Origin of the sequence: Atopomonas hussainii (assembly GCF_900109735.1) — a bacterium.
Lineage (GTDB): Bacteria > Pseudomonadota > Gammaproteobacteria > Pseudomonadales > Pseudomonadaceae > Atopomonas > Atopomonas hussainii.
In genome coordinates this window covers 17,100-39,736 of the sequence record NZ_FOAS01000009.1, presented here as the reverse complement: position 1 = coordinate 39,736, position 22,637 = coordinate 17,100, and the positions used below count along the sequence as shown (strand labels likewise).

The following is a 22,637-nucleotide window of genomic DNA, read 5'->3' as shown; positions in this document are numbered from 1 at the left end:
TGTAACGTCGACGCCTCGCGGTTTCTTACCGGCAAACGTTACGCCACCTGGCGGGCATCCGACGCCAGCGCAGCAGCGTTGGCATGCTGTGGATACAGCAGCGTACCTAGCTTCTGTTGGCCCCAGGCGGCGCTAAACGCATCGTTCTGCCACGCGATCTGCCCGCCCACCATCACCAACGGCACCACACCGTCGGAGCGGTTAACCAGCTGATCGTGCTGGAACGCCTCACGATACACGCGCTGCACATTGGCTTCGCCGTCATAACGGGCCAGCGCTTGCGGGTCGAGCAGAATCAGATCCGCCCGCGCGCCGATATCTAATGTGCCGCCTTCCACACCCAGCACTTCGGCGGCATCGCGGGTCAGGCGTTTGACCATATAGGCCACATCCGCCTCGCCGCCTTCGGCCGCCAGTTTCAGCGCGCGCAAGTTGCAGTCGTAGAAGGCCATGTTGGTCAGGTGTGCGCCGCTGTCGTTAAAGCCCGGCAGCAGCAGAGGGTCCATCAGCAGTTCGCGCACGGTGTGCAAATCCCGATTGGCAGAAACCGTGTACCAGCTCAGCTCTGTGTCGAAGCTGCGCAGCATTTGCAGAACAAAATCGGCCTCATCGCCAACCCAGAAGAACTCCTCACGGCACAGGCGCGCTTCTTCCTCATCCTGCGCCGCTGCCTCACCGGTCTTCACTGCCGTCACCCGGGCAAACACCTCAGCAAAAGTTAGCTTTTGCCACGGCGCATAGGGGCAGACGTCGATGGTCATGTCGGCCAGCTCGCGGTTGAAGGCGTAATCCTCCAAGCGCCATTTACGCTTGATAGCCGCCACGCTAAAGCCCTGCTTACCCTTGAGCCACATGGCGCGGAAGGCGCGGATAAATTCCGGGTTGGCGAGTATCTGCTGGCGGGCGGTGCGATCTTCAAGATCGGTTTCGTTTAAGCGGCGCAGCTCGGGGATTTCCTCGGCCAGCGGCGTCATCGCGCCATCGGCCCAGGTTTTAAAGGGCGCGGCGAGCGCTTGCAGGTAGAAGCGCCCATCCAGCCAGCGTGAGTTCAGCACCCGCGCCATTAAGCGACCGAGGCGGATAATTTTGCGGTTGTTGTGCACATCCAGCGCCGCGACCACAGTGGTTTTCAGCGGTTTGCCGTGCAGTCGGCCACTGGTGAGCAGAAAGGTTTTTAGCGTGCCGAGCACGCTGTCTTTCGGCGGCGTGGCCTGCCACAGCGCGCCTTGCTCGCGCACCACATCAGTCAGCGCTTTGATCTCGGCATAGCGGGCAAACTGAGTGGGGATGGTCTTAGCGCAGTTGGGCTGATTGGCCAAGTAATGAAACGGCAGCGCATCGGTGGAAAACCCGGCATAGCCCATGGCGAGGCCGTCTTTAAGCAGCTGCTGCATTTGGCTGACTTCTGCCGCGCTGGGGTCGCGACTGATGCTGGAGTTAAAGCCCATCACCTCGACGCGCAGCATCGAGTGCGGGTATAGCGCCACCACATTGGGGCCCAAATTGAGCCGGTCTAAGTGCTGCAAGTACTCACGCGGCGTGTGCCAATCCACTTTATCGGCACACTGACGCAGCACCGCTTTGGGAATGTTTTCGACCCGCGCGTAACAATCGACAATCGGATCGGCACCGTCTTTACGCTGATTGCCAAACGCCAAGCCCAGCGAGCAGTTGGCGATCACCACTGTGGTGGTGCCGTGGCGCAGCGATTCGGGCAGGCCGGGCGCTACCTCCAACTCCAAGTCATAGTGGGTGTGAATGTCATACAAGCCGGGCATAGCCCACTGCCCGCTGGCATCAATCACTTGCTTGGCGTGCTCGGCAGACAGCCCGGCGCCACGCGCGACGATGAACCCATCGGCGATGGCGATATCTTCCACGCGCGGCGGCTCGCCGGGGTTAAACACAGTAGCGTTTTGGATCAGGGTGTCGAATTGCTCGGGGTTACGCATGATGAGGCCTCGGGTTTTATGGTGTTATCGCGACGGCTTTCTGCGTTCGGAATGAAATGGCTGCACAGCTCAATCACTGCGTTGCGCGGTGCTCACAACCTCGCCTACCAGACGGTATGTCTCGGTTACTGCGCTCCGGGCGCCTTGTGCTTGAGCTGTTCGCCTATTTCATCGCTACTTTTTAAAGTTTCAAAATAGGCACTGAGCATCTGCGCGCCGGTCTCGACGACCTCGGCCTTGCTCAGCGCCTGTGGGTGAAACACATGGCGATGCACGATGCCTTCGGCCATGGCGAATAAACAAAACGCCACCGCCTCGGGGTTTGCGCAACCAAAGGCATGCACCAGCTGACGGGCGCGCTCGAGCAGAATCGCCTCACCTTTGTGCATTTCTTCATTCAGCGCGGCATCCACGCTGCGGCGGTATTCGAGCACTTCGTGCAGGCGGCTATCGCGGGCGTGAAAGTCGTAAATCCAGCTCAATACCTGCTGAAAAAACGCTGCGATATCCACGTGCCCGCTGCGCTGATCCACCTGTTCTATACCCGGCAGGCGCACGTTGGCGTGCACCTCGGCAAAGCGCTCGCGGGCCACCAGCAAGAGCATTTCGTCTTTGTTGTTGAAGTACTGATAGAAGGTGCCCGTGGCCACCCCGGCGCGCTCGGCAATCGACTTAGCCGTGGTGGCGTCGAAGCCTTTATCGACGAATTCCAACAACGCGGCGTCGAGCAAATCGCGGCGCTTTTTCAGCGCGCGGGTTTGCGTGGGTAAGGCTTTTAAGCTCACTAAAGGCACCAGTGATAAGGCAAGAGTTGCTCAAATATCAGCCAAACTTGAACTTGACGTCAAGTTTGGCTCGCCGCAGGATGGCGACAAACAAAAACACGGAGTTCGTCCGGTGAGTACAGCCCCTGAGATTGCCTTACCCCCAGCGCTGGCCGATTGGCAACAGCGCGGGCGCTTTACCCAGTTGCTCGGTCACGAGATGTTTTTCATCGACGAAGGCAGCGCCGAGCAGCCGGTGATTCTGCTGATTCACGGCTTTCCTACTTCCAGTTTCGACTGGCAGCCGATCTGGGCCACCCTGCGCCAGCAGTATCGTGTGGTCGCGCTGGATATGCTCGGCTTTGGTTTCTCCGACAAACCCAATCGCCGCCAGTACAGCATCCATCAGCAGGCAGATTTTTTTGAGGCACTGATAAACCAGCTACAACTCAGTGAGTTCGACGTGCTGGCCCACGACTACGGCGACACCGTGGCGCAAGAGCTACTCGCCCGCCAGCTGGATGGCACAGGCGCAGGAAACTGGCGCTCCTGCTGCTTTCTAAACGGCGGCCTATTCCCCGAGACGCACCAGGCGCTGCTCACGCAAAAGCTGCTGCTCAGCCCACTGGGGCCGCTGGTCAATCGCCTGTTTGGCCGCGAAAAATTCGACAGCACCTTTAGCAAAGTGTTTGGCGCGGCGACCAAGCCCACCAGCACTCAGCTGGACGAATTTTGGGCACTGATTAACTACAAAGACGGCAAGCACCTGTTCCACAACCTGATCACCTACATGAACGACCGCAAGCAGCACCGCGAGCGTTGGGTGCAGGCCTTGCAGCAGTCGCCGGTGCCGCTGGCGCTGATCAATGGCTCGGTCGATCCGGTGTCTGGCGCGCACATGGTGGCGCGTTATCAAGCACTGAATTGCCGACTGGATTACCTCAAAGAACTACCGCAGATCGGCCACTACCCGCAGGTGGAAGACCCGCAAGGCGTGAGTGCAGCCTATCTAGAGTTTCTCGCGCAGCAGCGCGACTAAGGCGCTCGATGCACCCAGCGCACTGAGCCACGGCGCTGGAGCCGTGGTTGGCGGCCAGTCGCTGGTGAGCGCCGCCAGTTGCTCTAGTAGCAGCCGCTCGCTGGCCAGCTCTAAGGCTTTGAGTTGTTCGCGCAGGCCGTTCTGCTCGGCTGTTTGCGCTGCCCACGTTTTGCTCTGCACACGCAGGCTGCGCAGCGGTGCTTGCCACTGGCTTTGCCACGCGGCGGCGTGTTGCTGCAGTAGCGCTAAGCGCTCGGGCTGCAAGGCCACCTGCCGCTGCTCAAGGTAGGCGCAGCAGAGCAGTAGGCACACGTCGCCGCCGCTCTCTTGCCAAGCTAAACAGGCCTCTTCAATGCCCGCTTGGGCGTACAAGTGCGTGGCGAATGCCCACAGATCACGCATAATTCACCCCCTTTTTGTGTTTGACCGCGCCAGCCCATGATCCGACTCGACTCGCTGACCCTGCAACGCGGCGCCCTGCGCCTGCTGGAGGACGCCAATTTAACCCTACACCCCGGCCAGAAAGCCGGTTTAGTGGGGGCCAACGGCGCGGGCAAATCAACCCTGTTTGCCTTGCTGCGTGGCGAGCTGGGCGCCGATTCCGGCAGCTGCGAGCTACCGGCCAGCTGGCGCATTGCGCACATGCTGCAAGAAGTCGAAGCACTGGATCGCCTCGCCGTGGACTACGTGCTCGACGGCGACCGTCACCTGCGCAGCATTCAGCAGCAGCTAGAGCAAGCCGAGGCCAACCACGATAACGCCGCCTTGGCGCGCCTGCACGCCGAGTTTGAACACGCCGACGGCTACACCGCCGACAGCCGCGCACGCCGCTTGCTGGCAGGCCTGGGTTTTAGCGAAGCAGAAATGCAGCGCCCGGTGGCGAGTTTCTCCGGTGGCTGGCGGATGCGTTTGAACTTGGCGCAAACCCTGATGTGCCCGTCAGATTTGCTGCTGCTCGACGAACCCACCAACCACCTCGACCTCGATGCCATCCTCTGGCTCGAAGACTGGCTCAAGCGCTATCCCGGCACCTTGCTGCTGATCTCCCACGACCGCGACTTTTTAGATGCGGTGGTCGATCACATCATCCATATCGAGCGGCAGACCTTAACCCTCTACCGCGGCGGCTACTCGGCCTTCGAGCGCACCCGTGGCGAGCGTTTGGCGCAGCAGCAGGTGATGTTCGAGAAGCAGCAAGCGCAGCGCGCGCACTTAGAAAAGTACATCGCCCGCTTCCGCGCTCAAGCCACCAAAGCACGGCAGGCGCAGAGCCGCATCAAGATGCTGGAGCGCTTGGAAGACCTCGCCCCAGCGCATGCCGACTCGCCGTTTGAGTTCAGCTTCCGCGAGGCGCTGAAGGTGTCCAGCACCTTGCTTGACCTGCAAGAAGCCAACCTCGGCCACGGCGACACGACCATTTTGCAGCAGGTGAAATTGCAGCTCGCCCCCGGCGATCGCTACGGCTTACTCGGCCCGAATGGCGCGGGAAAATCGACGCTGATCAAAACCCTCGCCGGCAGCCTGCCGCTGTTAAGCGGCACGCGGCAAAGCGGCGAGCACTTGGCGATTGGCTATTTTGCCCAGCACCAGTTGGACAGCCTCGACCCTAAAGCCAGCGCCCTGCTGCACCTGCAACGCATCGCCCCGGATGAACGCGAGCAAACTCTGCGCGACTTCTTAGGCGGCTTCGATTTCCGTGGTGAGCGGGTGGAAACCCCCGTCGCGCCGTTCTCCGGCGGCGAGAAAGCCCGTTTGGCGCTGGCCTTGATTGCTTGGCAACGGCCAAACCTGCTGCTACTCGACGAACCGACCAACCACCTCGACCTAGAAATGCGCCACGCGCTGACCATGGCCCTGCAAGCCTTTGAGGGCGCGGTGCTGGTGGTGTCGCACGACCGCCATCTGCTGAAAAGCTGCACCGACCAATTCCTCCTAGTCGCCGAAGGCCGCGTGCAGCCCTTTGATGGCGACCTCGACGACTACAGCCGCTGGCTGGCCGATTACCGCAGCGCACAGCTGGCACCCGCCGGCCTCAGCAGCGAAGCGCCGAAGGTCGACCGCAAAGCGCAACGGCAAGCCGCCGCCGCGCTACGCCAGCAACTCGCGCCGCACAAAAAAGCCTGCGACAAGCTGGAGCAACAGCTGGAAAAAGCCCAAGCCAAGCTCAGCGACGTGGAAGAGCAACTCGGCGATGCCGGCGTTTACGAGGCGGCGCGCAAAGACGAGCTGAAAACCCTGCTCAACCAACAGGCCGAACTAAAAAGCCAAGTGGCTGAATTAGAAGAAAGCTGGATGCTCGCGCTGGAAGAACTCGAAGCGCTGGAAGCGCAGCTGCAAGGCGAATAAAAAAACCGGCAGCTTAAAGGGGGGAGCGGCTGCCGGCGTGCGCAGAGGGCTTATCAAGTCAGCTCGATGCCGCGAGCTGACTCAAAACGCATTGCGTTTAGACAGCAAACTCCTCCTCACTGAAGGCCATCAAGGTGTCCTTGCCTGCTTTCACCTCGGCCAGCAAGCCATCAGTTTCGGTCAGTACGCGGGCCATAAAGAAGTCGGCTGATTTCACTTTGGCGTTGTAGAAGGTGGTTTCACTGCTGCCCGCCGCCAGGGCGTTTTGCGCCACTAAGGCCATGCGCGACCACAGCCACGCCAGCGTGGTGAGGGCAAACAAGCGCAGGTAGGGCACCGATGCCGCACCGGCTTGCTCGGGGTCTTTCATGCCTTCGCTGGCCAGCCACATCGTGGCTTCTTGCAGCTGCTTGAGCGCTTTGCCCACCGCTGCGGTGTGCGGCGCATCGGCGTTAGCTTTTAACCAGCCTTCGAGCATCACAAAGAAACTGCGCACCGCTCGGCCGCCACCCAAGGCCAATTTACGACCGACCAAATCGAGCGCCTGAATGCCGTTGGTGCCTTCATAGATGCGCGTGATACGGCAGTCGCGCACCAGCTGCTCAATGCCCCAATCTTCGGTAAAGCCCGAGCCACCTAGCACTTGTAAGCCTTCGTTGGCGCAGGTGAAGCCTTCGTCGGTTAAGAAGGCCTTGACCACTGGGGTGAGCAGCTGCACCAGATCATCAGCTTGCTGACGTACCGCCGGGTCTTCGTGATCGTGCGCCACATCCAAGTGCAGGCCGGTGAAATAGGCCAGCGCTCGGCAGCCTTCGATGACCACCTTCTGGCGCAGCAACATGCGGCGCACATCGGGGTGCACGATGATCGGGTCGGCCGGCTTGTCCGCCGCCTTCGGGCCAGACAGCGAGCGGCTTTGCAGGCGCTCTTTGGCAAAGCCGAGGCTCACCTGATACGCCGTTTCGGCAATGCCCAAACCTTGCATGCCAACCATCAAGCGCGCCGAGTTCATCATGGTGAACATGCACTTGAGGCCTTTGTTGGCTTCGCCAATTAGCCAACCTTTGGCGCCTTCAAAGTTCATCACGCAGGTCGCCGAGCCCTTGATGCCCATCTTGTGCTCAAGGCCGCCGCAGAAGGCCGGGTTGCGACTGCCGTCATCGAGGAACTTAGGCACTAAAAACAGCGAGATACCTTTCACGCTGTCCGGCGCGTCGGGCAGCTTGGCCAGTACTAAGTGCACGATGTTATCCACCAGATCATGCTCGCCGCCGGTGATCCAAATCTTGGTACCGCTGATGGCGTAGCTGCCATCGGCCTGCGGCACGGCGCGGGTGCGAATTAGGCCAAGGTCGGTGCCGCACTGAGGCTCGGTGAGGCACATAGTGCCGGTCCACTCGCCACTAATCAGCTTGGGCAGGTAACGCTCTTGCTGCTCGCGAGTGCCGTGCGCGGTCAGTGCGTTAATGGCGCCGTGGGTGAGGCCGGGGTACATGCCCAGCGATAGGTTGGCCGAGCAGGCCATCTCTTCCACCATCATGTTAAGCACGTGTGGCAGGCCTTGGCCGCCGAACTCCGGCTCGCAGGCCAGCGCCGTCCAGCCGCCTTCGGCAAACTGCTGGTAAGCGGCTTTAAAGCCTTCGGGGGTTTTCACGCTGTGGCTAGCCGGGTCGTACTGGCAGCCTTGTTTGTCGCCCGGGCCGTTGACCGGCGCCAGCACGTTTTCCGCCAATTTGGCGGCTTCTTCCAAAATGGCGCCACCGAGGTCATTACTGAACTCGCGCTGCGTGGGCAGCGACTGCAAGGTGGCATAAGCATCGAGCAGCTCGTCGAAGACAAACTGCATATCACGTAAGGGGGCGCGGTAAGCAGGCATGACGTTAATCACCCAGAAAACTAAACAAGAGGGCTTTTTTGTATAGCTACTTGTACAATATTGCAAGCTTTGTACAAGAAATATCTCATCCATTAACACAAAGCGGACACCTAGCGCCGTCACCTAAGCCCCTGCGTACCAGCACTGCACAAAAAATCTTGTACAAGCTACAGACAGCCAACGCCCCATCTTGATCAGGCCAGAAAATATCCAACTAGACGGCCATAAAGCACTGCGCTAAACAGTCAAAAGCCGCGTGTTATGCGGCTTAATCAGCCCGCTCAAGGAGATGAGCATGCAATCAGCACTACTCGTAATCGATGTACAAAACGGTATTTTTGCTCACAACCCACCGCCCTATGCCGACGAGACTCTGGACAACATTAACCAGCTCATCGGCAACGCCCGCGACAGCTCAACACCGATTGTTTTTATCCAGCACGAAATTCCCGGTGTTTTGCTGCCTGACACCGATCCATGGCAACTCGCCGCAAAATTGAATCTCAGTCACGAGGATCAGCGCTTACGCAAGCAAACCGCAGACTCCTTTCAAAACACCACGCTGAAACAGCGCTTAGATGAATACGGCGTGCAACACCTAATCATTTGCGGGTATGCCAGCGACTTTTGCATCGACCGCACAGCCTTTGCCGCGGCCAGCCAAGGCTATCGTGTGAGCCTAATCAGTGACGCGCACACCACGCATAGCAAGCCGCATGCTGAGGCCGCTACCTTGATTGCCCACCACAACTTCACTCTATCTAAACATCCACTGATCGAAGCCTTAACCACCCAGGACCATCTGCAGCAAAGCAAGCAACCGGCTATCACGTGCTAGCCCCTACGCAGCGACCCGCTCAATAGCGTCGCGGATATGCTCGCGCTGAGTTTTCGCAATCTCAGTAGCGAGCACCTTCTACGCCCCCTAGAATAAGCGCCGGCAATTTCGCCGCCCCCTGCAAGGATTTGTGACATGGAATGGCTGACCAGCCCAGAAATCTGGGTTGCCTTTCTGACATTGACTGCTCTGGAAATCGTTCTGGGCATCGACAACATCATCTTTATTTCCATTCTGGTAAGCCGCCTGCCCAAGGCGATGCAACCCAAGGCGCGCTTCTTTGGCTTGGCGTTAGCTATGGGCACACGGATCTTGCTGCTGCTGTCGATCACCTGGGTGATGCGCCTGACCGACGACCTGTTCACCGTGTTTGAGCACGGCATCTCTGGCCGCGACCTGATTCTGTTCTTCGGCGGCTTGTTCTTGCTGTTCAAGAGCACCATGGAGATCTACCACGGCCTGGAAGGCGAAGAAGAAAGCCAAGAAGCGGATACCGGCAAAGCGGCGCGCGGCTTTATGGGCATCATCATCCAGATCGCCATCATCGATATCGTCTTCTCGCTGGATTCGGTGATTACTGCGGTGGGCTTGGTGTCGCACGTGCCGATCATGGTGGCGGCGATCATCATTTCGGTGATTGTGATGATGCTGTCAGCCGGCACCATCAGTGAGTTCATCGACAAGCACCCGTCGCTGAAAATTCTCGCCCTGTCGTTCTTGATCTGCGTCGGCACCCTGCTGATTGCCGAGGCCTTCGGTGTGCATGTGCCCAAGGGCTACGTGTACTTCGCCATGGCGTTCTCGCTGGCGGTGGAAGCACTCAATATCCGCATGCGTGGCAAGAAAGCCGCCAAAGCCGCGGTGGAGTTACGCAAAAATACCCCGTAACTGTATCGGTGTATCAAGCACAAACCCCAGCTAGTCTGGGGTTTGTCTTTTTGGGAGTAGCCGTGATGGCGCTGTCGGTGTGGTTAACCTTTTTTGCCGCCTGTTGGTTGCTGAGCCTGTCGCCCGGTGCCGGTGCGGTGGCCTCGATGAGCAGCGGCGTGCGCTACGGCTTTGTGCGCGGCTATTGGACGGCGATTGGCTTGCAGGTGGCGTTAGCCCTGCAAACCCTAGTGGTAGCGCTGGGCTTAGGCGCCATTCTGGCCGCCTCGGAGCTGGCGTTTAACCTGATCAAGTGGTTTGGCGTGGCTTACTTGCTGTGGCTGGGCATCAGCCAATGGCGCGCCGAGCCTGCGCCTTTGGTCAGCGATGACGGCGCGCGCCCGATTGGCCGCCCCTTAAGCCTGCTGCTGCGCGGCTTTTTGATTAACGCCAGCAACCCTAAGTCGATCATTTTTATTCTGGCCGTGTTGCCGCCGTTTATTGACCCCAGCCAGCCGCTGGCTCAGCAATACCTGATTCTGGCGGCGACTATGATTGGCGTCGATTTGCTGGTGATGGCCGGCTACACCGCGCTGGCTGCCAAGGTGCTGCGCCTGCTACGCAGCCCGCACCAGCAAAAGTTACTCAACCGGGTGTTTGGCGGCTGCTTTGTGCTGGCTGCCGGTTTGCTCACCACCGTGCAGCAAGAAGCCTAATCAGCCATTACCAACGCCCAATCAGCTGGCTTGCTGGTTGGGCGGCAATACATCCACCGGGCGATACAGGCTCAGCCATTCGCGCAACTCGCTCATCGGTAACGGCCGACTAAACCAAAAGCCTTGCAGTAAGTCGCACTGCTGCTCGCGCAGTAAGGCCACGTGCTTGAGCGACTCCACCCCTTCGGCCACCACGCGCAATTGCAGCTTGTGCGCCATGGCAATAATCGCCCCGGTCAGCTCTTGGTCTTGGCGGCTGATGTCTAATTCACGAATAAACGAACGGTCGATCTTTAATGCGTTGACCGGCAGTTTGCGTAAATACGCCAGCGACGAATAACCCGTACCGAAATCATCAATCGATACCTTCACCCCCAACTCGCGGATTTTTTGCAGGCTCTCTGCCGCCTGTAGCACATTGCCCATCAGCGCATTTTCGGTGATTTCTAGGGTGAGGTAAGTGGCCGGCAAGCCCGAGCTGCGCAGCGCCAGCTCGACGCGCATGGGCAGCTCTGGGTCGGACAAATTCAGCGCCGAGCAATTCACCCCCACGCGAATCTTGCGGCCATGCTCGTGCAGTTCGCGCACCTCACGGGCTGCGCGCTGCATCACCCAAGCGTCTAACTCACCAATCATGCCGCATTGTTCGGCCAAGCCGACAAAGCGCTCGGGGTTGATCATGCCAAACACGGCATGCGGCCAGCGTACCAGCGCCTCTAGCGCCTCTACCTCGCCGCTATCGCCGCGCACGATAGGCTGGAAGTAGACCTGCAACTCGTTTTGGTCGATGGCTTGGCGCAGGTCTTGCTCCAGACGCAAGTCCATCTGTGCTTCGCCGGCCAGCTCTAGGCTGAAACGCTGGCTGCGGTTGCGCCCGTTCTTTTTGCACCAGCCCAACGCAATCCCCGCATCGCGCAGCAGCTCGGCGCTGTTGCGACCATCGTCGGGGTAATAGGTGTAGCCAATACTGGCGCTCAGTTGCAGGGCGGTATCGCTAAGCTGCAGCGGCGGCTCCAGCTGCTCGCGTAGGCGCTGGGGGATATCTTGCAAGTTGGCCACGTCGCCATCGCTAATCACTGCGCAAAACTCATCGGCCGCGTAACGACCCAAAATAGCCCCGCCGGGTAACGCCCCGCGCAAACGCAGCGCCACTTGCACGAGCAGCTCGTCACCTTGGGCGTGCCCTAGGCTGTCGTTAATGCGTTTGAACTGATCCAGATCGAGCCAGAGGATCAGCGCATTGTGTGCTTCACCCAGGGCGGCCAAGCGCATTTCTAAGCGCTCGCGAAACGCGCGGCTGTTGTACAGGCCGGTTAGCGGGTCGTAATCGCTGGCTTGTTGCAAACGCATGGCCGTCTGACTGAGCGCATTGCGCTGCAAATACAACGAGCGCTGCACCCAGCCTCCGGAAATCAGCCCGATCAGCATGATCAGCATCGCCACAACGCCCACCACTAAGCCCATCTCGGTATCAGCCGCCGGGCCACGCTGCACATAGGCTTGCACATCGATATTGAGGATCAGGCGCATGCCGTGCATGCCAACGAAGTGCACCGCTGCCACCCCTAGCGCCATCACTAAGCTGGTGGCCAACTTGAGCGACAAATACACCCCGGTGGAGGCGTTATCGTGCAAATGCTGCACGAGGTAAAACCCCAAATACGCCGTGCCCATAGCCAACGGCAGCACCAGCAACACATAGCCGGGGTTGTACAGCTGCACGGCGACCATGCGCATCGACAGCATGCCCAGATAATGCATGAGCACGATACCCAGTCCCGACACCACCGCCGCCTGCCATAAAGCCCAACGCGGCCGCGCATGCTGCAGCAGGTGCAGCGCCCAAGCACTGGCGGCAATCACGATCAGTAACGACAGCACAGTTAAACCGACGTCGTAGTCGCGCTGAATAGGCGCCCGCAGCGCCAGCAGACTGATGAAATGCAGCGCCCAAACCCCACCGCCCATGCAGAAGGCCGACGATAACCAGCCAACGCGCAACGCCAGCGCGCTAACCCCAGTGCGCGCCATGACCGTGAGTTGTTCCATCAAACTTTGCGTGACAAAGGCGGCAGCCACGGCAATGCACAGGGCCACCATGACCAGAAACACATCATGCTGATAGGGGATCACCAACATGCCAGCCGGCAGATCAATACCTAACAAAACGCGCATGCGTTGGCCTCGCAACGATAAGCTGTTTTCAGCTTAGCCAACCCCGCGCAAGACACCGCCGAAAGCCTTAAAAAATCGACCAAGGGCCTATGCCCTGTGGGCTGCAAAGCTGTGCCACGCCCCGCAAACCGATCAGGCGTCAGCCTTGACCACGCAGTTTCGCCCTTGCTGTTTGGCCTGATACAAGGCCTGATCGGCGGCTTTTAGCCACGCCTCGGCGCTTTGCTGCGCGAGGCCCTCAGCTAAGCCTAAGCTGATCGTCACCTCCCCCAGGGGGCTTTGCGGATGGGTGATGGCACGTTGCTGCAAGGCAAGGCGAATATGCTCGGCGGCTTTGCCCGCCGCGTTGCTGTCGCCCTCCAGCAGCAGGGCAAACTCTTCGCCGCCATAACGAAACGCTTGCTCGCTATCGCGACGGGTGTTGTCGCTAAGCAGCTGGCCTAGTTCACGTAAACAGTCATCCCCAGCCTGATGGCCAAGGCTGTCGTTAAAGCGCTTGAAGTAATCCACATCAAGCATCACCAAAGTGCACGGCGCGCCCGCCTGCAAGCCGTCTATGGCGCGTGCGATGGCTTGATCAAAAGCGCGCCGGTTATGCAGCCCGGTTAAGCCATCGAGCAACGACTGCTCCTTAAGGGCCTGCTCCACCGCCATGCGCTGGCTGGCATCGCGGCAGCTGTAGAGCACAAACCGCTCGCGGTGGAACAGCACACCACGGGCACTCACATCCACTGTGCGCAAGCTGCCATTGGTGTGCGCCAACTGGGCACGAAACTCGTGGGTTTTGCCGGGGGTAAAATCGGCCTGCCAACGCTCAGGTTCGGGGGTCAAGGCGCTGGGCCGCTCTTTAAGCAAGCGCTGAATCGCCGCTTCATTGGCGTGGCCGGTGAGCTCTAGTAAGCGCGGGCTGGCGTAGAGCACTTGCCGCCCCTCAGGTTTCATCACCAGCAAGGCGTCCGCCGCTTGCCCGGTTAGCGCCAGCAACTCTTGCACCAACAACTTGCTCTGGCGCACCGCTTGCTCGGCCTGCAAGCGGCGATAGTTATAGAACAGCGCCAGCATTAACAACGCGGTGTTCAGCAGGCTGGCCAGCAACACCCACTGCGGCCAATCGGTAAAACCTGCGCTGACAAGGGCTTCGCTGGGCTCCAACCAAATGTCATAGCGGGTATCGCGCAGATACAGCGGGCTGTGTGTGGCCACGCCTTGGCTGTTGCCCAAGCGCCGCTCGGGGTCGTTGTCAAAAATCACCTGTTCGCCTTGCTGCAGGCGAATCACATAGCCTTGCTCGATCATCGGGATCAAGGCTCTGGCCATCAGTTCGCCGACGAAAAAGCCGCCATATAACCAACCGATAAACGCACCTTGCGGGTCATACAAGGGCACCAGATGGCCCTGACCTAAACGGTTGTGCCGCGTCAGATGCGGTGGCGTCATGGCATCGCGCCGCTGCTCGCGGGCCTGCTCAGCTAGGCCACTAAAACGCCGCAGCACCTGTTGATAGTGGGCTTGCTCTAGCGGTAGATCACCGGCGCGAGTGAACACGTGGCGTAGGCGGTATTGGCGGTCGATCAGCACCAACACATGCCAGCTGGAAAAGTCCTCCAGCTGCACGTGCGACTCATGCTGCCAGCTGTGTGTATCGAACTGTTCAAGGCTTTCGATGCGTCGGCCAAAGCGGGCGAAGCTGCGCAGTTGTTCTTCTAGGTCTTCCTGAACACGCTCGACCAGCAGAGTGGCGGCGCTGCGCTGCTGCTCGGCAACCACTTGGTGCTCTTTGCTGCTGAGTAACTGCCAGAGCAACCACGAAAACCACACGCCCAGCAGGCCCACCAAGGCAATCAGCCCCAGCACCAGCTTGGCGTGCCGCAACAGCCAATGTGTTAAGCCTGTGTTGTGCGCCACACACTCCCCCTGCGGGGGTCAGCCACACAGGTAAGTGCCCGTCCCCACTGCAATCAAGTCGCCTTCAAGGGCATGCAATTCGCAGCGGATCACCGCCACTTTGTTGCCGCTACGCAGCGGCGTGGCACGGGCAATAAACGCGGTGCCACGGCCGGGGCGCAGGTAGTCGACACGCAAGTCGATGGTGCCGAGTTTAGACAACCGCGCCATGCGCTCGCTGTTACTCAGATGCTGGCTTTTCAGCGTAGCACCGACCAGCGCCATCAAGCCGCCGGCCACATCCAGTATGGTCGCGGTAACGCCGCCGTGCAGAATGCCGTGGAGGAAATTACCCACCAGCTCCGGGCGCATCGGCAGGCGCATTTCCACCGCCTCTTCACTGATGCTCAGCAGCTCAATGCCCAGCAGCTTGTTGAACGGAATCTGCTCGATAAACCCGGCAATGGCTTGTTTAACGTGCGGCTCTAATTGCGCTGTGGTGTCTGTCATGGGCTGTCCTTAAGCAGAGAAGTTCACGCCAGTGCCAACACGCGGTCGACCAATTTGTTGATGCCTTGGCTGGCCTCAAGAATCGAACCGGCGAGCATGTAGGCGGGCGTGGTAACCAGCTTGCACTGCGCGTCTTCGACGATATCGCTAACCACGCAGGCTTGGTGCTGGGCACCACTGGCCTCGACGGCTGCGGCAGTGTCGGCATCGTTGCCGATGGTGCACACCACGCCCGCGCCAAACACCTTGGCCGCCAACGCGGGGGCAATGCACTCCAGCCCTACCGGCTTGCCCGCTGCGGCAAAGGCTTTTAACGCCGCCAGTACATCGGCCTGCACGCGGCACTCGGCGCCTTTAAAGGCAAAGTCAGAGAGGTTTTTCGCCACGCCAAAGCCGCCGGGCAGAATCAGCGCATCGAAGGCCGTTACATCCAGTTCGCGCACGTCTTTAATGGCGCCACGGCAGATACGCGCGGCTTCGACCAGCACGTTGCGCGTCTCGCTCATCTCCTCGCCAGTGATGTGGTTAACCACATGATGCTGGGCCATATCCGGGGCAAAGCACTGGTACTGCGCGCCTTGCTGCTCTAGGCGCAGCAGGGTGAGCACCACTTCGTTGATTTCGGCGCCATCAAACACGCCACAGCCGGACAAAATTACCGCTACTTGCTTGCTCATCGGTCACTCCTTATGGGTGGGCGAGGCGCTAACCAGCTCATGCTGGCTCAGGTGCTGCGCCAAGAAGGCCTCGGCCTGCGCTTCGGCGGCGCGGGCAAACGCTGGTACTTCGCTGTTCAAGCCGCTGGGCTGGTCAAACACATGCTGCGCACCGGCAAACTGGCGAATATCCAGCGGCTGGCTGGCGAAGTTGGCCGCCGCGCTTAAGCACTCCTGCGGGCTGACCACCGTATCGGCGCTGGCCAAGAACATCAGCACTGGGATATCCAGCGCAATGCCACTTTGCGCATGCTGCGCGGGGAAGCCGCAGAACGGGTAATAGGTGATCACGCCCTGCACCCCGGCCAGTGCCTCTGCCGCTGGCGCGGTGTAGCCGTGGCCTTCGTGGCCCACTTGGCTGAGGGCGTCATAAATGGTCCAGCCGCCGTGGGAATAACCCAACAGCGCCAAGGCTTGTTGGTCGACCAACGGGTAGTTATCCAACAGCGCCAGCGCGGCAAACACATCCTGCGCACGCTCACTGCCCCACAGCACTTTGCCGTCGCACACCGGGTATTCCTTGTTGCTCAGGGGAATGCCACGGGCTTTAAGGCTGTCGACAAACACGAGGTGGTAGCCCTTAGGTTGCAGCCAGTTAGTCACGTGCTCAACGTACTGCGCGGTTTGCCCCGAGCAGCCATGAAACACCAGCACGGTAGGGCCGACATGGTCGCTGGCCGGCACGAAGGTCAGCGCCTCTTTTAGCCGCTCAACGCTTTGCGCCTGCTGCGACGGGGTGGGGAACAACGCCGCACGGTACGGCCAAAAACCCACCAGCGAGGCGGTGACCGCCACCAGCACCACGGCCACTAGCCAACGTAAACCTTTCATAGTGTTCCTTGTCGTTATTGGTGATTTGCCCTGGCATGCACGGCGCCTAGGCTTTTTATCGATGAGGTTAGGATGAAGTGGCCCCATGCTAGCCGAGCAGCGGGTTTCGCCCAAGCCACGAGGCATACCATGAATCTGATTTTATTCGCCGTACCGTTTTTTCTGCTGTTGATTGCCCTCGAGCTGATCGCCGACTGGCGCAGCGGCAAACGCACCTACCGCTTAAGCGACACCATTAATAGCCTGAGTGCCGGGGTGCTCTCCCGCGCTGTGGGCATTCTCACTAAGTTCGCCACGGTGGGTATTTATCTGCTCAGCCTCGACTATCTGGCCGTGTGGCAGTTATCGGCCGATAGCCTGTGGGTCTGGCTGCTGGCGTTTGTGGCCTATGACTTCTGTTATTACTGGAACCACCGCCTGGGCCATGAGATGAACGTGCTGTGGGCCGCGCACTCGGTGCACCACCAGAGCGAGGACTACAACTTAGGCACCGCGCTGCGGCAAACCAGCACCGGCTGGCTGTTCAGCTGGCTCTTCTACCTGCCGATGGCCGTGCTGGGCATTCCCGGCGAAGTGTTTATCACCGTGGCGGCGCTGAATTTGCTCTATCAGTTTTGGGTGCACACCCAGCACATCGGCAAGCTAGGTTGGTATGAGTGGTTCTTCGTTACCCCGTCTAACCACCGCGTGCACCATGCGCAAAACCCGCTGTATATCGATCGTAACTATGGCGGCGTGTTCATTATTTGGGACCGCCTGTTCGGCACCTTCCATGAAGAACAGGACAGCGAGCCGGTGATCTTCGGCGTGACTAAGCCGCTGGCCAGCTGGAACCCGCTGTGGGCCAACGCGCAGTTCTACGTGCAACTGTGGCACGACGCCGTGCGCGCCGAGCGCTGGCAAGACAAACTCACCATCTGGTTTCGCCGCACCGGCTGGCGCCCCGCCGATGTCGCCGCGCGCTACCCGATGGCCACGCCGGATTTAAGCCAGTTCCGTAAGTTCGATATCGCCTTAAGTCGCTCGCAGCAGGTGTATGCCGCATGCCAGTTTGCCGTGACTGTGCTCGGCACTGTGGGGCTGATGGCGGCGGGCGAGCAACTGGGCCTTGGCGCGGCACTGCTGCTCTCGGCGTGGGTGGCCTTTACCCTGTATGCCACCGGCGTCTGGCTGGAAGACCGCCCCCATGCCCGCCTGTTCGAAGGTCTACGCCTGCTGGCCAGCACAGCCACGGTGCTGTGGCTGTTAGCCAGCGGCCTGCTCAGCGGCGCGGCCTTCTGGCTGGGGCTGAGCGCCGCGTACGTGGCCCTCAGCGTGTGGGGCATGGGGCACAGCAAACGCCTGCCCGATCAGGCGGCGTCGGCTTAACGCGCGCTCGCTTTACGCTGCGCAGTAGGCGGCTCGGCGGCGGTTTCGCCGTCGAGCAAGCGCGCCAACGGCAGGCAGCTACTTAGCTGCCACTGCGCCTGTAATTTACCCAGCATGCAGGTCAGGCCACTGTGCTGCGCCGCCAGCGTGGCCTGCATCTGCTCAATTTCACCTAAGCGGGCCTGTAAGCCGGCCAGAATCTGCTCATGATCCAACGGCTCGCCGGGGCGCCCTAAGATGCTGTGCACTTGCTCAAGGCTAAAACCCAAGCGCTGCGCCAAGCGAATTAAACCCACCCGCTCGACCGCCTCGGGCGGGTATTGCCGATAGCCATTGCCGGCGCGCGCCGCTTTGCCGAGCAGGCCGTGTTTTTCATAAAAACGCAGCGCCGAGGTACTTACCCCGGTGGCAGCGGCCAGCTCACCAATGCGCAAGGCCGCGCCGCCTGCTGGGTTGTTAGCGTTCAATGATCTCTCCACGCATGGGCGCTAAGTGCGCCAGCAGCTGATTTTGCGCACGCACCGACACGCCTTGTTGATCCATCGCCGCTTGCAGCAGCTCGACCAGCGCATTGAAGTCGCTGCGGCTAATGTGCAAGCCAGTGTGGCTTTCTTCCATGCTGTCGCCGCTGTAGATGCAAGGGCCACCGCTCAGTTCACACAGCTGCTCAACCAGTTTGTCGCGCACCCGGACGATATCCACCTCAACAAAGTGCTGCTTTATCCGCGCATCGGCGGCGGCGCGCAGCAGCATGTCTTCGACGATACGGGTAATCCCCGTCTGCCCGCCAAGCTGCTGATAGAGACTGTCCGGGGCCGGCGTGGCGCAACCGACCAGCAGCACCAGCAGCCCGCTAAATAACCAAGCTCGCATGGTTAAAAACTCCCTTGCAGCGACAGGTAAACGCCGTCTTGATGGTCGTAGGTGGCGATCTCACCGAGCCGCGCATAGGCCAGCACCAGCGAGACATGTTTGCTGGGGAAATAGCCGATAAACACATCCTGCCAGTCGCTTTCACCGGCAAAACTCAGGTTGTCGGGCTTTTCGCGGTATTCCACGCCCACCGCCCAACGTGGATTAAGCAGCACCGCCAAGCTGGCTTCGCCGAGCCATTGGTGTTGATCGCGACGGTCGCCGCCAAAGCCCAGCAGGCCTAGCTCGTTGGCGCGGCTATAACGCGCGGTGACATTGCCCAACAGGTTGTAGCCAAACGCGGCGCCGAGCCACAAACGGCTGGCGGCCAGATAGCCTTCGGTGTCTGTGTCGCGCTGCGCGCCGACCAGCTTAGGCACACGGAAGTCGCGCTGACGTTTGTGCTGCACGCCCAGCGCCACTTGCGGCAAGCGGTCGTAGATCAGATCGCCAAACAGGCGCACTTTAAGGCCGAAGATATCTTGGCTGACGCTGTTATCCGGCAGGTTGAGGTCACGCGCCAAACTGCCCAAGTCTAAGTGCTGACGGGCATAGCTAAGCTCCAGCCGATTGCCATAAGCCAGCGCCACGCCGCCGGCATCCAAGCGGTAGTCGCCGGTCTCGACACGGGTGGCAAAGGCGCTGCCGCCCCACTCATCTTGCTCGCCATAGCCGGTGAGCACCGCCCACGGCACGATACCGCCGCCGGCCGCCCCTTCGAGCATGCTGGCACCGCCGGTGGCCAATAAACGCCCCTGCTCGGCGTTCGCGCCGAGGGCACAACACAGGCCACAGGCCAAGAGCGTTATTCGTCGCATGTTTACCTCCGTTAACCTTGCAGAACCTGCGCCGCGTCGCTGGCCAGCCAAGCTTGCAGCGCGCTGGCCGGCACGGGCCGGCTGATGTAATAGCCCTGCGCTACGTCACAGCCCCAGTCGCGCAGCAGCTCCAAGACCAAGGCGCTTTCGATGCCTTCGGCAACCACCTTCAGGCCTAGGCGATGGCTCATCTCGATGGTCGAACGGACGATCACCGCGTCATCGCCTTCCGGGCCCAGTTGGCGGATAAAGGTTTGGTCGATTTTCAACTCCTGCACCGGCAACTGGCGCAGCTGCGCCAGCGATGAATAGCCGGTGCCAAAGTCATCCACCGACAAACCCACGCCCAGCTCGCGCAGCGCCTGCAACACCGCTAGGGCGTGTTGTTGATCTTGCATCACCGCGCTTTCGGTGATTTCCAGCACCAACTGCTGCGCTGCCAGCTGATGACGACTGAGCGCCTGTTCGACCACCTGACAGACATCGAAGGCGGCCAGATCGGCAGCCGAAACATTCACCGACACTTGCATGACCAGCCCCTGCGCGTGCCACTGAGCTATTTGCGCCACGGCGGCCTCGATCACCCAGCGGGTCAGCGCGGCAATGCTGCCGGTACGTTCGGCCAAGGGAATAAACTCCCCCGGCGACACCCAACCCAGCTCGGCATGCTGCCAACGCAGCAGGGCCTCGGCTTGGCGAATCTGTCCATCGCGCAGATTCAGCTTGGGCTGGTAATGCAGCTGCAATTCGCCACGCTCGGCGGCTTGGCGTAAGTCGCGCACCAGAATGATCTGCCGCTGCCGCGCGGCGTCTTTAGCCTGCTCATAGACTTGCACCGGTTCGTGGTGCATTTGCGCCTCATGCAGGGCGGCCAGTGCGCAGTGCAGCAAGGCTTCGCTGCTGTGCGCGTCTTGCGGGTAGCTGGCCACGCCGATATGCACCTGCAAGCCCAGCGCCTCGCCCTGCCAGTCGCGCAGTTGGCTAAGGCGCTGCTGGCATTGGTCGGCCAAGGTGATCAGCTCGGCGGCGCTGGCTTCTTCAAGCAACACGGCGAAACGGTCATCCAACAGACGCGCCACGCTCAAGCCCGGCCGGCGCAGCTCGAGTAATTGCTGCGCCAAGGCCTGCGCCAGCTGTTGCTCGGCATCGCCGCTACGGGCACTGAGCCATTCGGAAAAGTTCGCCACGCCAATCAACAACACCCCTAAGGGCCGCTCGGCGGCGATGGCGCTGTTGATGCGCTCTTCCAGCAAGGTGCGGTTGGGCAGGCCACTGTGCGGTTCGTGCAGGGCATTGTGCGCCAACTGGCGTTCGCGCTCGGCGATGCCGTGCTGCATCTGCCCCAGTGCAGCGCCCAGCGCGGCCAGCTCTGGCACGCGCAGGCGCTCGATCGGCGCCTGATAATCGCCCTGACCAATGCGTTGCGCACTGCGCGCTAAGCGCTCCAGCGGCCTAGCCACGGTGCGCGCCAGCAACAAGGCCAACAACAGCGACGCGCCGAAGGCCAAGCCGGCGATGCTCAACAGGCGTTCGCGCAGCCCCAGCAGCGCGGCAGACACGGCATTTAACGGCCGATGCAAAAAGGCACTGATCTGGTAATCCGCCGCTTCACTGAGCGGCACCGCCAAGCTCAAATAATGCTCGCCGGCCAACGCCAAAGGCTGCCAATGGCGACTGTCGCTATCCAGTTGGCGCAGCAGCTCCAACTGCTGCGCGGGGGCATTCAGCAAGGTACTCAACCAGCGCGGTTTGCTGTTGTCCGTCTGCACCAGCAAGGTCACCTCTAGGTGGGTAAGCTGGCGTAGTTCGTCGGCCAGTGCTCGGTCGATCTCGAAACCCATGATCAACACCGCCACCGGCAACGGCGCGCGCACCGTGGCGGCGGCCAGCAAGTGCGGCACGCCATCGACCGGTACCACCAGCAGATGCTGCGGGTTTTGCAGCTGGGTTAGCAGCGCTTGGGCATAGGCAAAGGGCTGCCCTTCGGCAAACGCCGCGCTGGTGCTGGCCTTGATCTGCCCGTGGAGATCGAGCAGCAGCACTTCGCTGGCCTCGGCGCGATCACCATGATTACGCAGTGCCGAACGCAGGGTCGGCACATCCGCCGAGGCCACCGCATCGCGAAAACCAAAGTCGCTGCTGAGGATACGCACTTCGTCCTGCAACTGCTGGCTGCGCAGCGCCAGCAAGCGCTCGAAAACCCGCGCACCGATATTCAACTGCTCCTGCGCGTGACGCTCCAGCGCCTGCTGTGCGGCCTGCTGCAGGGCACCGGCCAAGCTGCCGATGACCAGCAGCAAGAGCAACATCACCCCCAGGCTGACCCGGGCAAAAAAACTAATCCGCATGCTGCTGCAAAGTACGCTGGAAGGCTTCGGCAAACGGGTTGCTCGGCGCAGCGGCCGGAGCGGCGGCCGAGATGCGCACCGCTAACGGCAGCGCCGGAGTGTTGGCCGATAGCGCCGCACGGCCTTGCCAAGGTTGCGGCTGCGGCCAATCGGGGTGCCAGAGGGTGAGCGGGTAATCGCCGGCGAGCAAAGCAAAGCGTGCGATGCCTTGTGCATCGGTCACCGCCAGCCATGGGTCGGCACTGACATAGATGTAGCCGACCATCCAATCGTGAATATTGCAGCCCAACACCACCAAGCCGGGGCTGTCGAACTGCACCGGCTGGCTGGGCGTGCCGTGGTAAAGACGCAGCTCAAAGCGCTTGGGCTCCGAAAAGGAATACACGTGATGGCGGATATCGTCGCGATTAGGAAACGCCACCGCCGTGCCAGTGCTGACCGCCAACACCCGCGGCACAAACTGCTTGCCCACCTGATCCATCACCGCCGTGCTGGCCGGCGTGCCGGGGGCCTGAATGCTTACCACCGCATCGGCCAGCGGTTGGCCTTGGCCATCCACCACTTGCACGCGTACCTCGGCCTGCGCCGTCAGCGCCGCCATCACACCAGCGGCTAACCACCCCAATTGTCGAAACATACTGCACCTCTTCCTGCCGAACGGTTAACGGCAGGGCCTG

The 22,637-nt window shown here is 60.7% G+C and carries 20 protein-coding genes; 6 read left to right on the top strand and 14 right to left on the bottom strand.

Annotated features, from left to right (window positions below):
- Positions 1-38 precede the first annotated feature (38 nt).
- Positions 39-1,952 (bottom strand): N-acyl-D-amino-acid deacylase family protein, encoded by a 1,914-nt coding sequence (locus BMX80_RS09970; protein ID WP_074867854.1) that lies wholly within the window; start codon positions 1,950-1,952, stop codon positions 39-41.
- 125 nt (positions 1,953-2,077) lie between these two features.
- Complete coding sequence (locus BMX80_RS09965; protein WP_074867852.1) at positions 2,078-2,737, bottom strand: TetR/AcrR family transcriptional regulator; 660 nt, start codon at positions 2,735-2,737, stop codon at positions 2,078-2,080.
- 112 nt (positions 2,738-2,849) lie between these two features.
- Between BMX80_RS09965 and BMX80_RS09960 the strand changes: the two genes are divergently transcribed.
- Positions 2,850-3,755 (top strand): alpha/beta fold hydrolase, encoded by a 906-nt coding sequence (locus BMX80_RS09960; RefSeq protein ID WP_235821633.1) that lies wholly within the window; start codon positions 2,850-2,852, stop codon positions 3,753-3,755.
- Here the strand turns inward: BMX80_RS09960 and BMX80_RS09955 are convergent.
- Positions 3,726-4,157 carry a TIGR02444 family protein gene (locus tag BMX80_RS09955; protein WP_074867849.1) on the bottom strand — a complete coding sequence of 144 codons (432 nt, stop codon included), beginning with the start codon at positions 4,155-4,157 and terminating at the stop codon, positions 3,726-3,728. The genes BMX80_RS09960 and BMX80_RS09955 overlap by 30 nt on opposite strands.
- Positions 4,158-4,193: 36 nt before the next feature.
- Between BMX80_RS09955 and BMX80_RS09950 the strand changes: the two genes are divergently transcribed.
- Positions 4,194-6,101 (top strand): ATP-binding cassette domain-containing protein, encoded by a 1,908-nt coding sequence (locus tag BMX80_RS09950; protein ID WP_074867846.1) that lies wholly within the window; start codon positions 4,194-4,196, stop codon positions 6,099-6,101.
- Between the two features lie 97 nt (positions 6,102-6,198).
- Here the strand turns inward: BMX80_RS09950 and BMX80_RS09945 are convergent, their stop codons facing one another.
- Positions 6,199-7,977, bottom strand: coding sequence for an acyl-CoA dehydrogenase C-terminal domain-containing protein (locus BMX80_RS09945; protein WP_074867844.1), 1,779 nt, complete (start codon positions 7,975-7,977; stop codon positions 6,199-6,201).
- A gap of 295 nt (positions 7,978-8,272) precedes the next feature.
- On the opposite strand from BMX80_RS09945, the gene BMX80_RS09940 reads away from it, so the two are divergent.
- From BMX80_RS09940 to BMX80_RS09930, 3 genes are all read left to right on the top strand, one after another.
- On the top strand, positions 8,273-8,815 hold the full coding sequence (locus tag BMX80_RS09940; RefSeq protein WP_074867841.1) for an isochorismatase family protein: 543 nt from the start codon (positions 8,273-8,275) through the stop codon (positions 8,813-8,815).
- Positions 8,816-8,950: 135 nt separating this feature from the next.
- Positions 8,951-9,703 (top strand): TerC family protein, encoded by a 753-nt coding sequence (locus tag BMX80_RS09935; protein ID WP_071872177.1) that lies wholly within the window; start codon positions 8,951-8,953, stop codon positions 9,701-9,703.
- A gap of 65 nt (positions 9,704-9,768) precedes the next feature.
- A complete protein-coding gene (locus BMX80_RS09930; protein WP_074867838.1) occupies positions 9,769-10,398 on the top strand; it encodes a LysE family transporter in 630 nt (209 codons plus the stop codon).
- A gap of 21 nt (positions 10,399-10,419) precedes the next feature.
- Here BMX80_RS09930 and BMX80_RS09925 read toward each other — a convergent pair whose 3' ends face one another.
- The 5 genes from BMX80_RS09925 to BMX80_RS09905 form a co-directional block, all read right to left on the bottom strand.
- Positions 10,420-12,573, bottom strand: coding sequence for a putative bifunctional diguanylate cyclase/phosphodiesterase (locus BMX80_RS09925; protein ID WP_074867835.1), 2,154 nt, complete (start codon positions 12,571-12,573; stop codon positions 10,420-10,422).
- Between the two features lie 132 nt (positions 12,574-12,705).
- Positions 12,706-14,478, bottom strand: coding sequence for a sensor domain-containing diguanylate cyclase (locus tag BMX80_RS09920; protein WP_074867832.1), 1,773 nt, complete (start codon positions 14,476-14,478; stop codon positions 12,706-12,708).
- Between the two features lie 18 nt (positions 14,479-14,496).
- Positions 14,497-14,967: a thioesterase family protein gene (locus BMX80_RS09915; protein ID WP_071872173.1), complete on the bottom strand. Its 471-nt coding sequence runs from the start codon at positions 14,965-14,967 to the stop codon at positions 14,497-14,499.
- 23 nt (positions 14,968-14,990) lie between these two features.
- Positions 14,991-15,644: an isoprenoid biosynthesis glyoxalase ElbB gene (gene elbB / locus BMX80_RS09910; RefSeq protein ID WP_074867829.1), complete on the bottom strand. Its 654-nt coding sequence runs from the start codon at positions 15,642-15,644 to the stop codon at positions 14,991-14,993.
- Positions 15,645-15,647: 3 nt separating this feature from the next.
- Positions 15,648-16,514 (bottom strand): dienelactone hydrolase family protein, encoded by an 867-nt coding sequence (locus BMX80_RS09905; RefSeq protein ID WP_074867827.1) that lies wholly within the window; start codon positions 16,512-16,514, stop codon positions 15,648-15,650.
- A 129-nt stretch (positions 16,515-16,643) separates the two neighbouring features.
- Here BMX80_RS09905 and BMX80_RS09900 point away from each other — a divergent pair, with 129 nt between their 5' ends.
- Positions 16,644-17,882: a sterol desaturase family protein gene (locus BMX80_RS09900; protein ID WP_074867825.1), complete on the top strand. Its 1,239-nt coding sequence runs from the start codon at positions 16,644-16,646 to the stop codon at positions 17,880-17,882.
- Here BMX80_RS09900 and BMX80_RS09895 read toward each other — a convergent pair.
- Genes BMX80_RS09895 through BMX80_RS09875 form a run of 5 tightly spaced genes read right to left on the bottom strand, consistent with a single transcriptional unit; the run spans position 17,879 to position 22,597 of the window.
- On the bottom strand, positions 17,879-18,349 hold the full coding sequence (locus tag BMX80_RS09895; RefSeq protein WP_175474898.1) for a MerR family transcriptional regulator: 471 nt from the start codon (positions 18,347-18,349) through the stop codon (positions 17,879-17,881). The two genes, BMX80_RS09900 and BMX80_RS09895, sit on opposite strands and share 4 nt — an antisense overlap.
- Entirely contained in the window at positions 18,339-18,755 is a 417-nt protein-coding gene (locus BMX80_RS09890) for a group I truncated hemoglobin (RefSeq protein WP_074867823.1), read from the bottom strand. Before BMX80_RS09890 ends, BMX80_RS09895 begins: the two co-directional genes overlap by 11 nt.
- Before the next feature lie 2 nt (positions 18,756-18,757).
- Entirely contained in the window at positions 18,758-19,612 is an 855-nt protein-coding gene (locus tag BMX80_RS09885; RefSeq protein WP_074867820.1) for a DUF3034 family protein, read from the bottom strand.
- Positions 19,613-19,623: 11 nt separating this feature from the next.
- Positions 19,624-21,960: a putative bifunctional diguanylate cyclase/phosphodiesterase gene (locus tag BMX80_RS09880; RefSeq protein ID WP_074867816.1), complete on the bottom strand. Its 2,337-nt coding sequence runs from the start codon at positions 21,958-21,960 to the stop codon at positions 19,624-19,626.
- Positions 21,950-22,597, bottom strand: a complete 648-nt coding sequence (locus BMX80_RS09875; RefSeq protein ID WP_074867813.1) for a methylamine utilization protein — start codon at positions 22,595-22,597, stop codon at positions 21,950-21,952. The genes BMX80_RS09880 and BMX80_RS09875 overlap by 11 nt, the downstream gene beginning before the upstream one ends.
- Between the last annotated feature and the right edge of the window lie 40 nt (positions 22,598-22,637).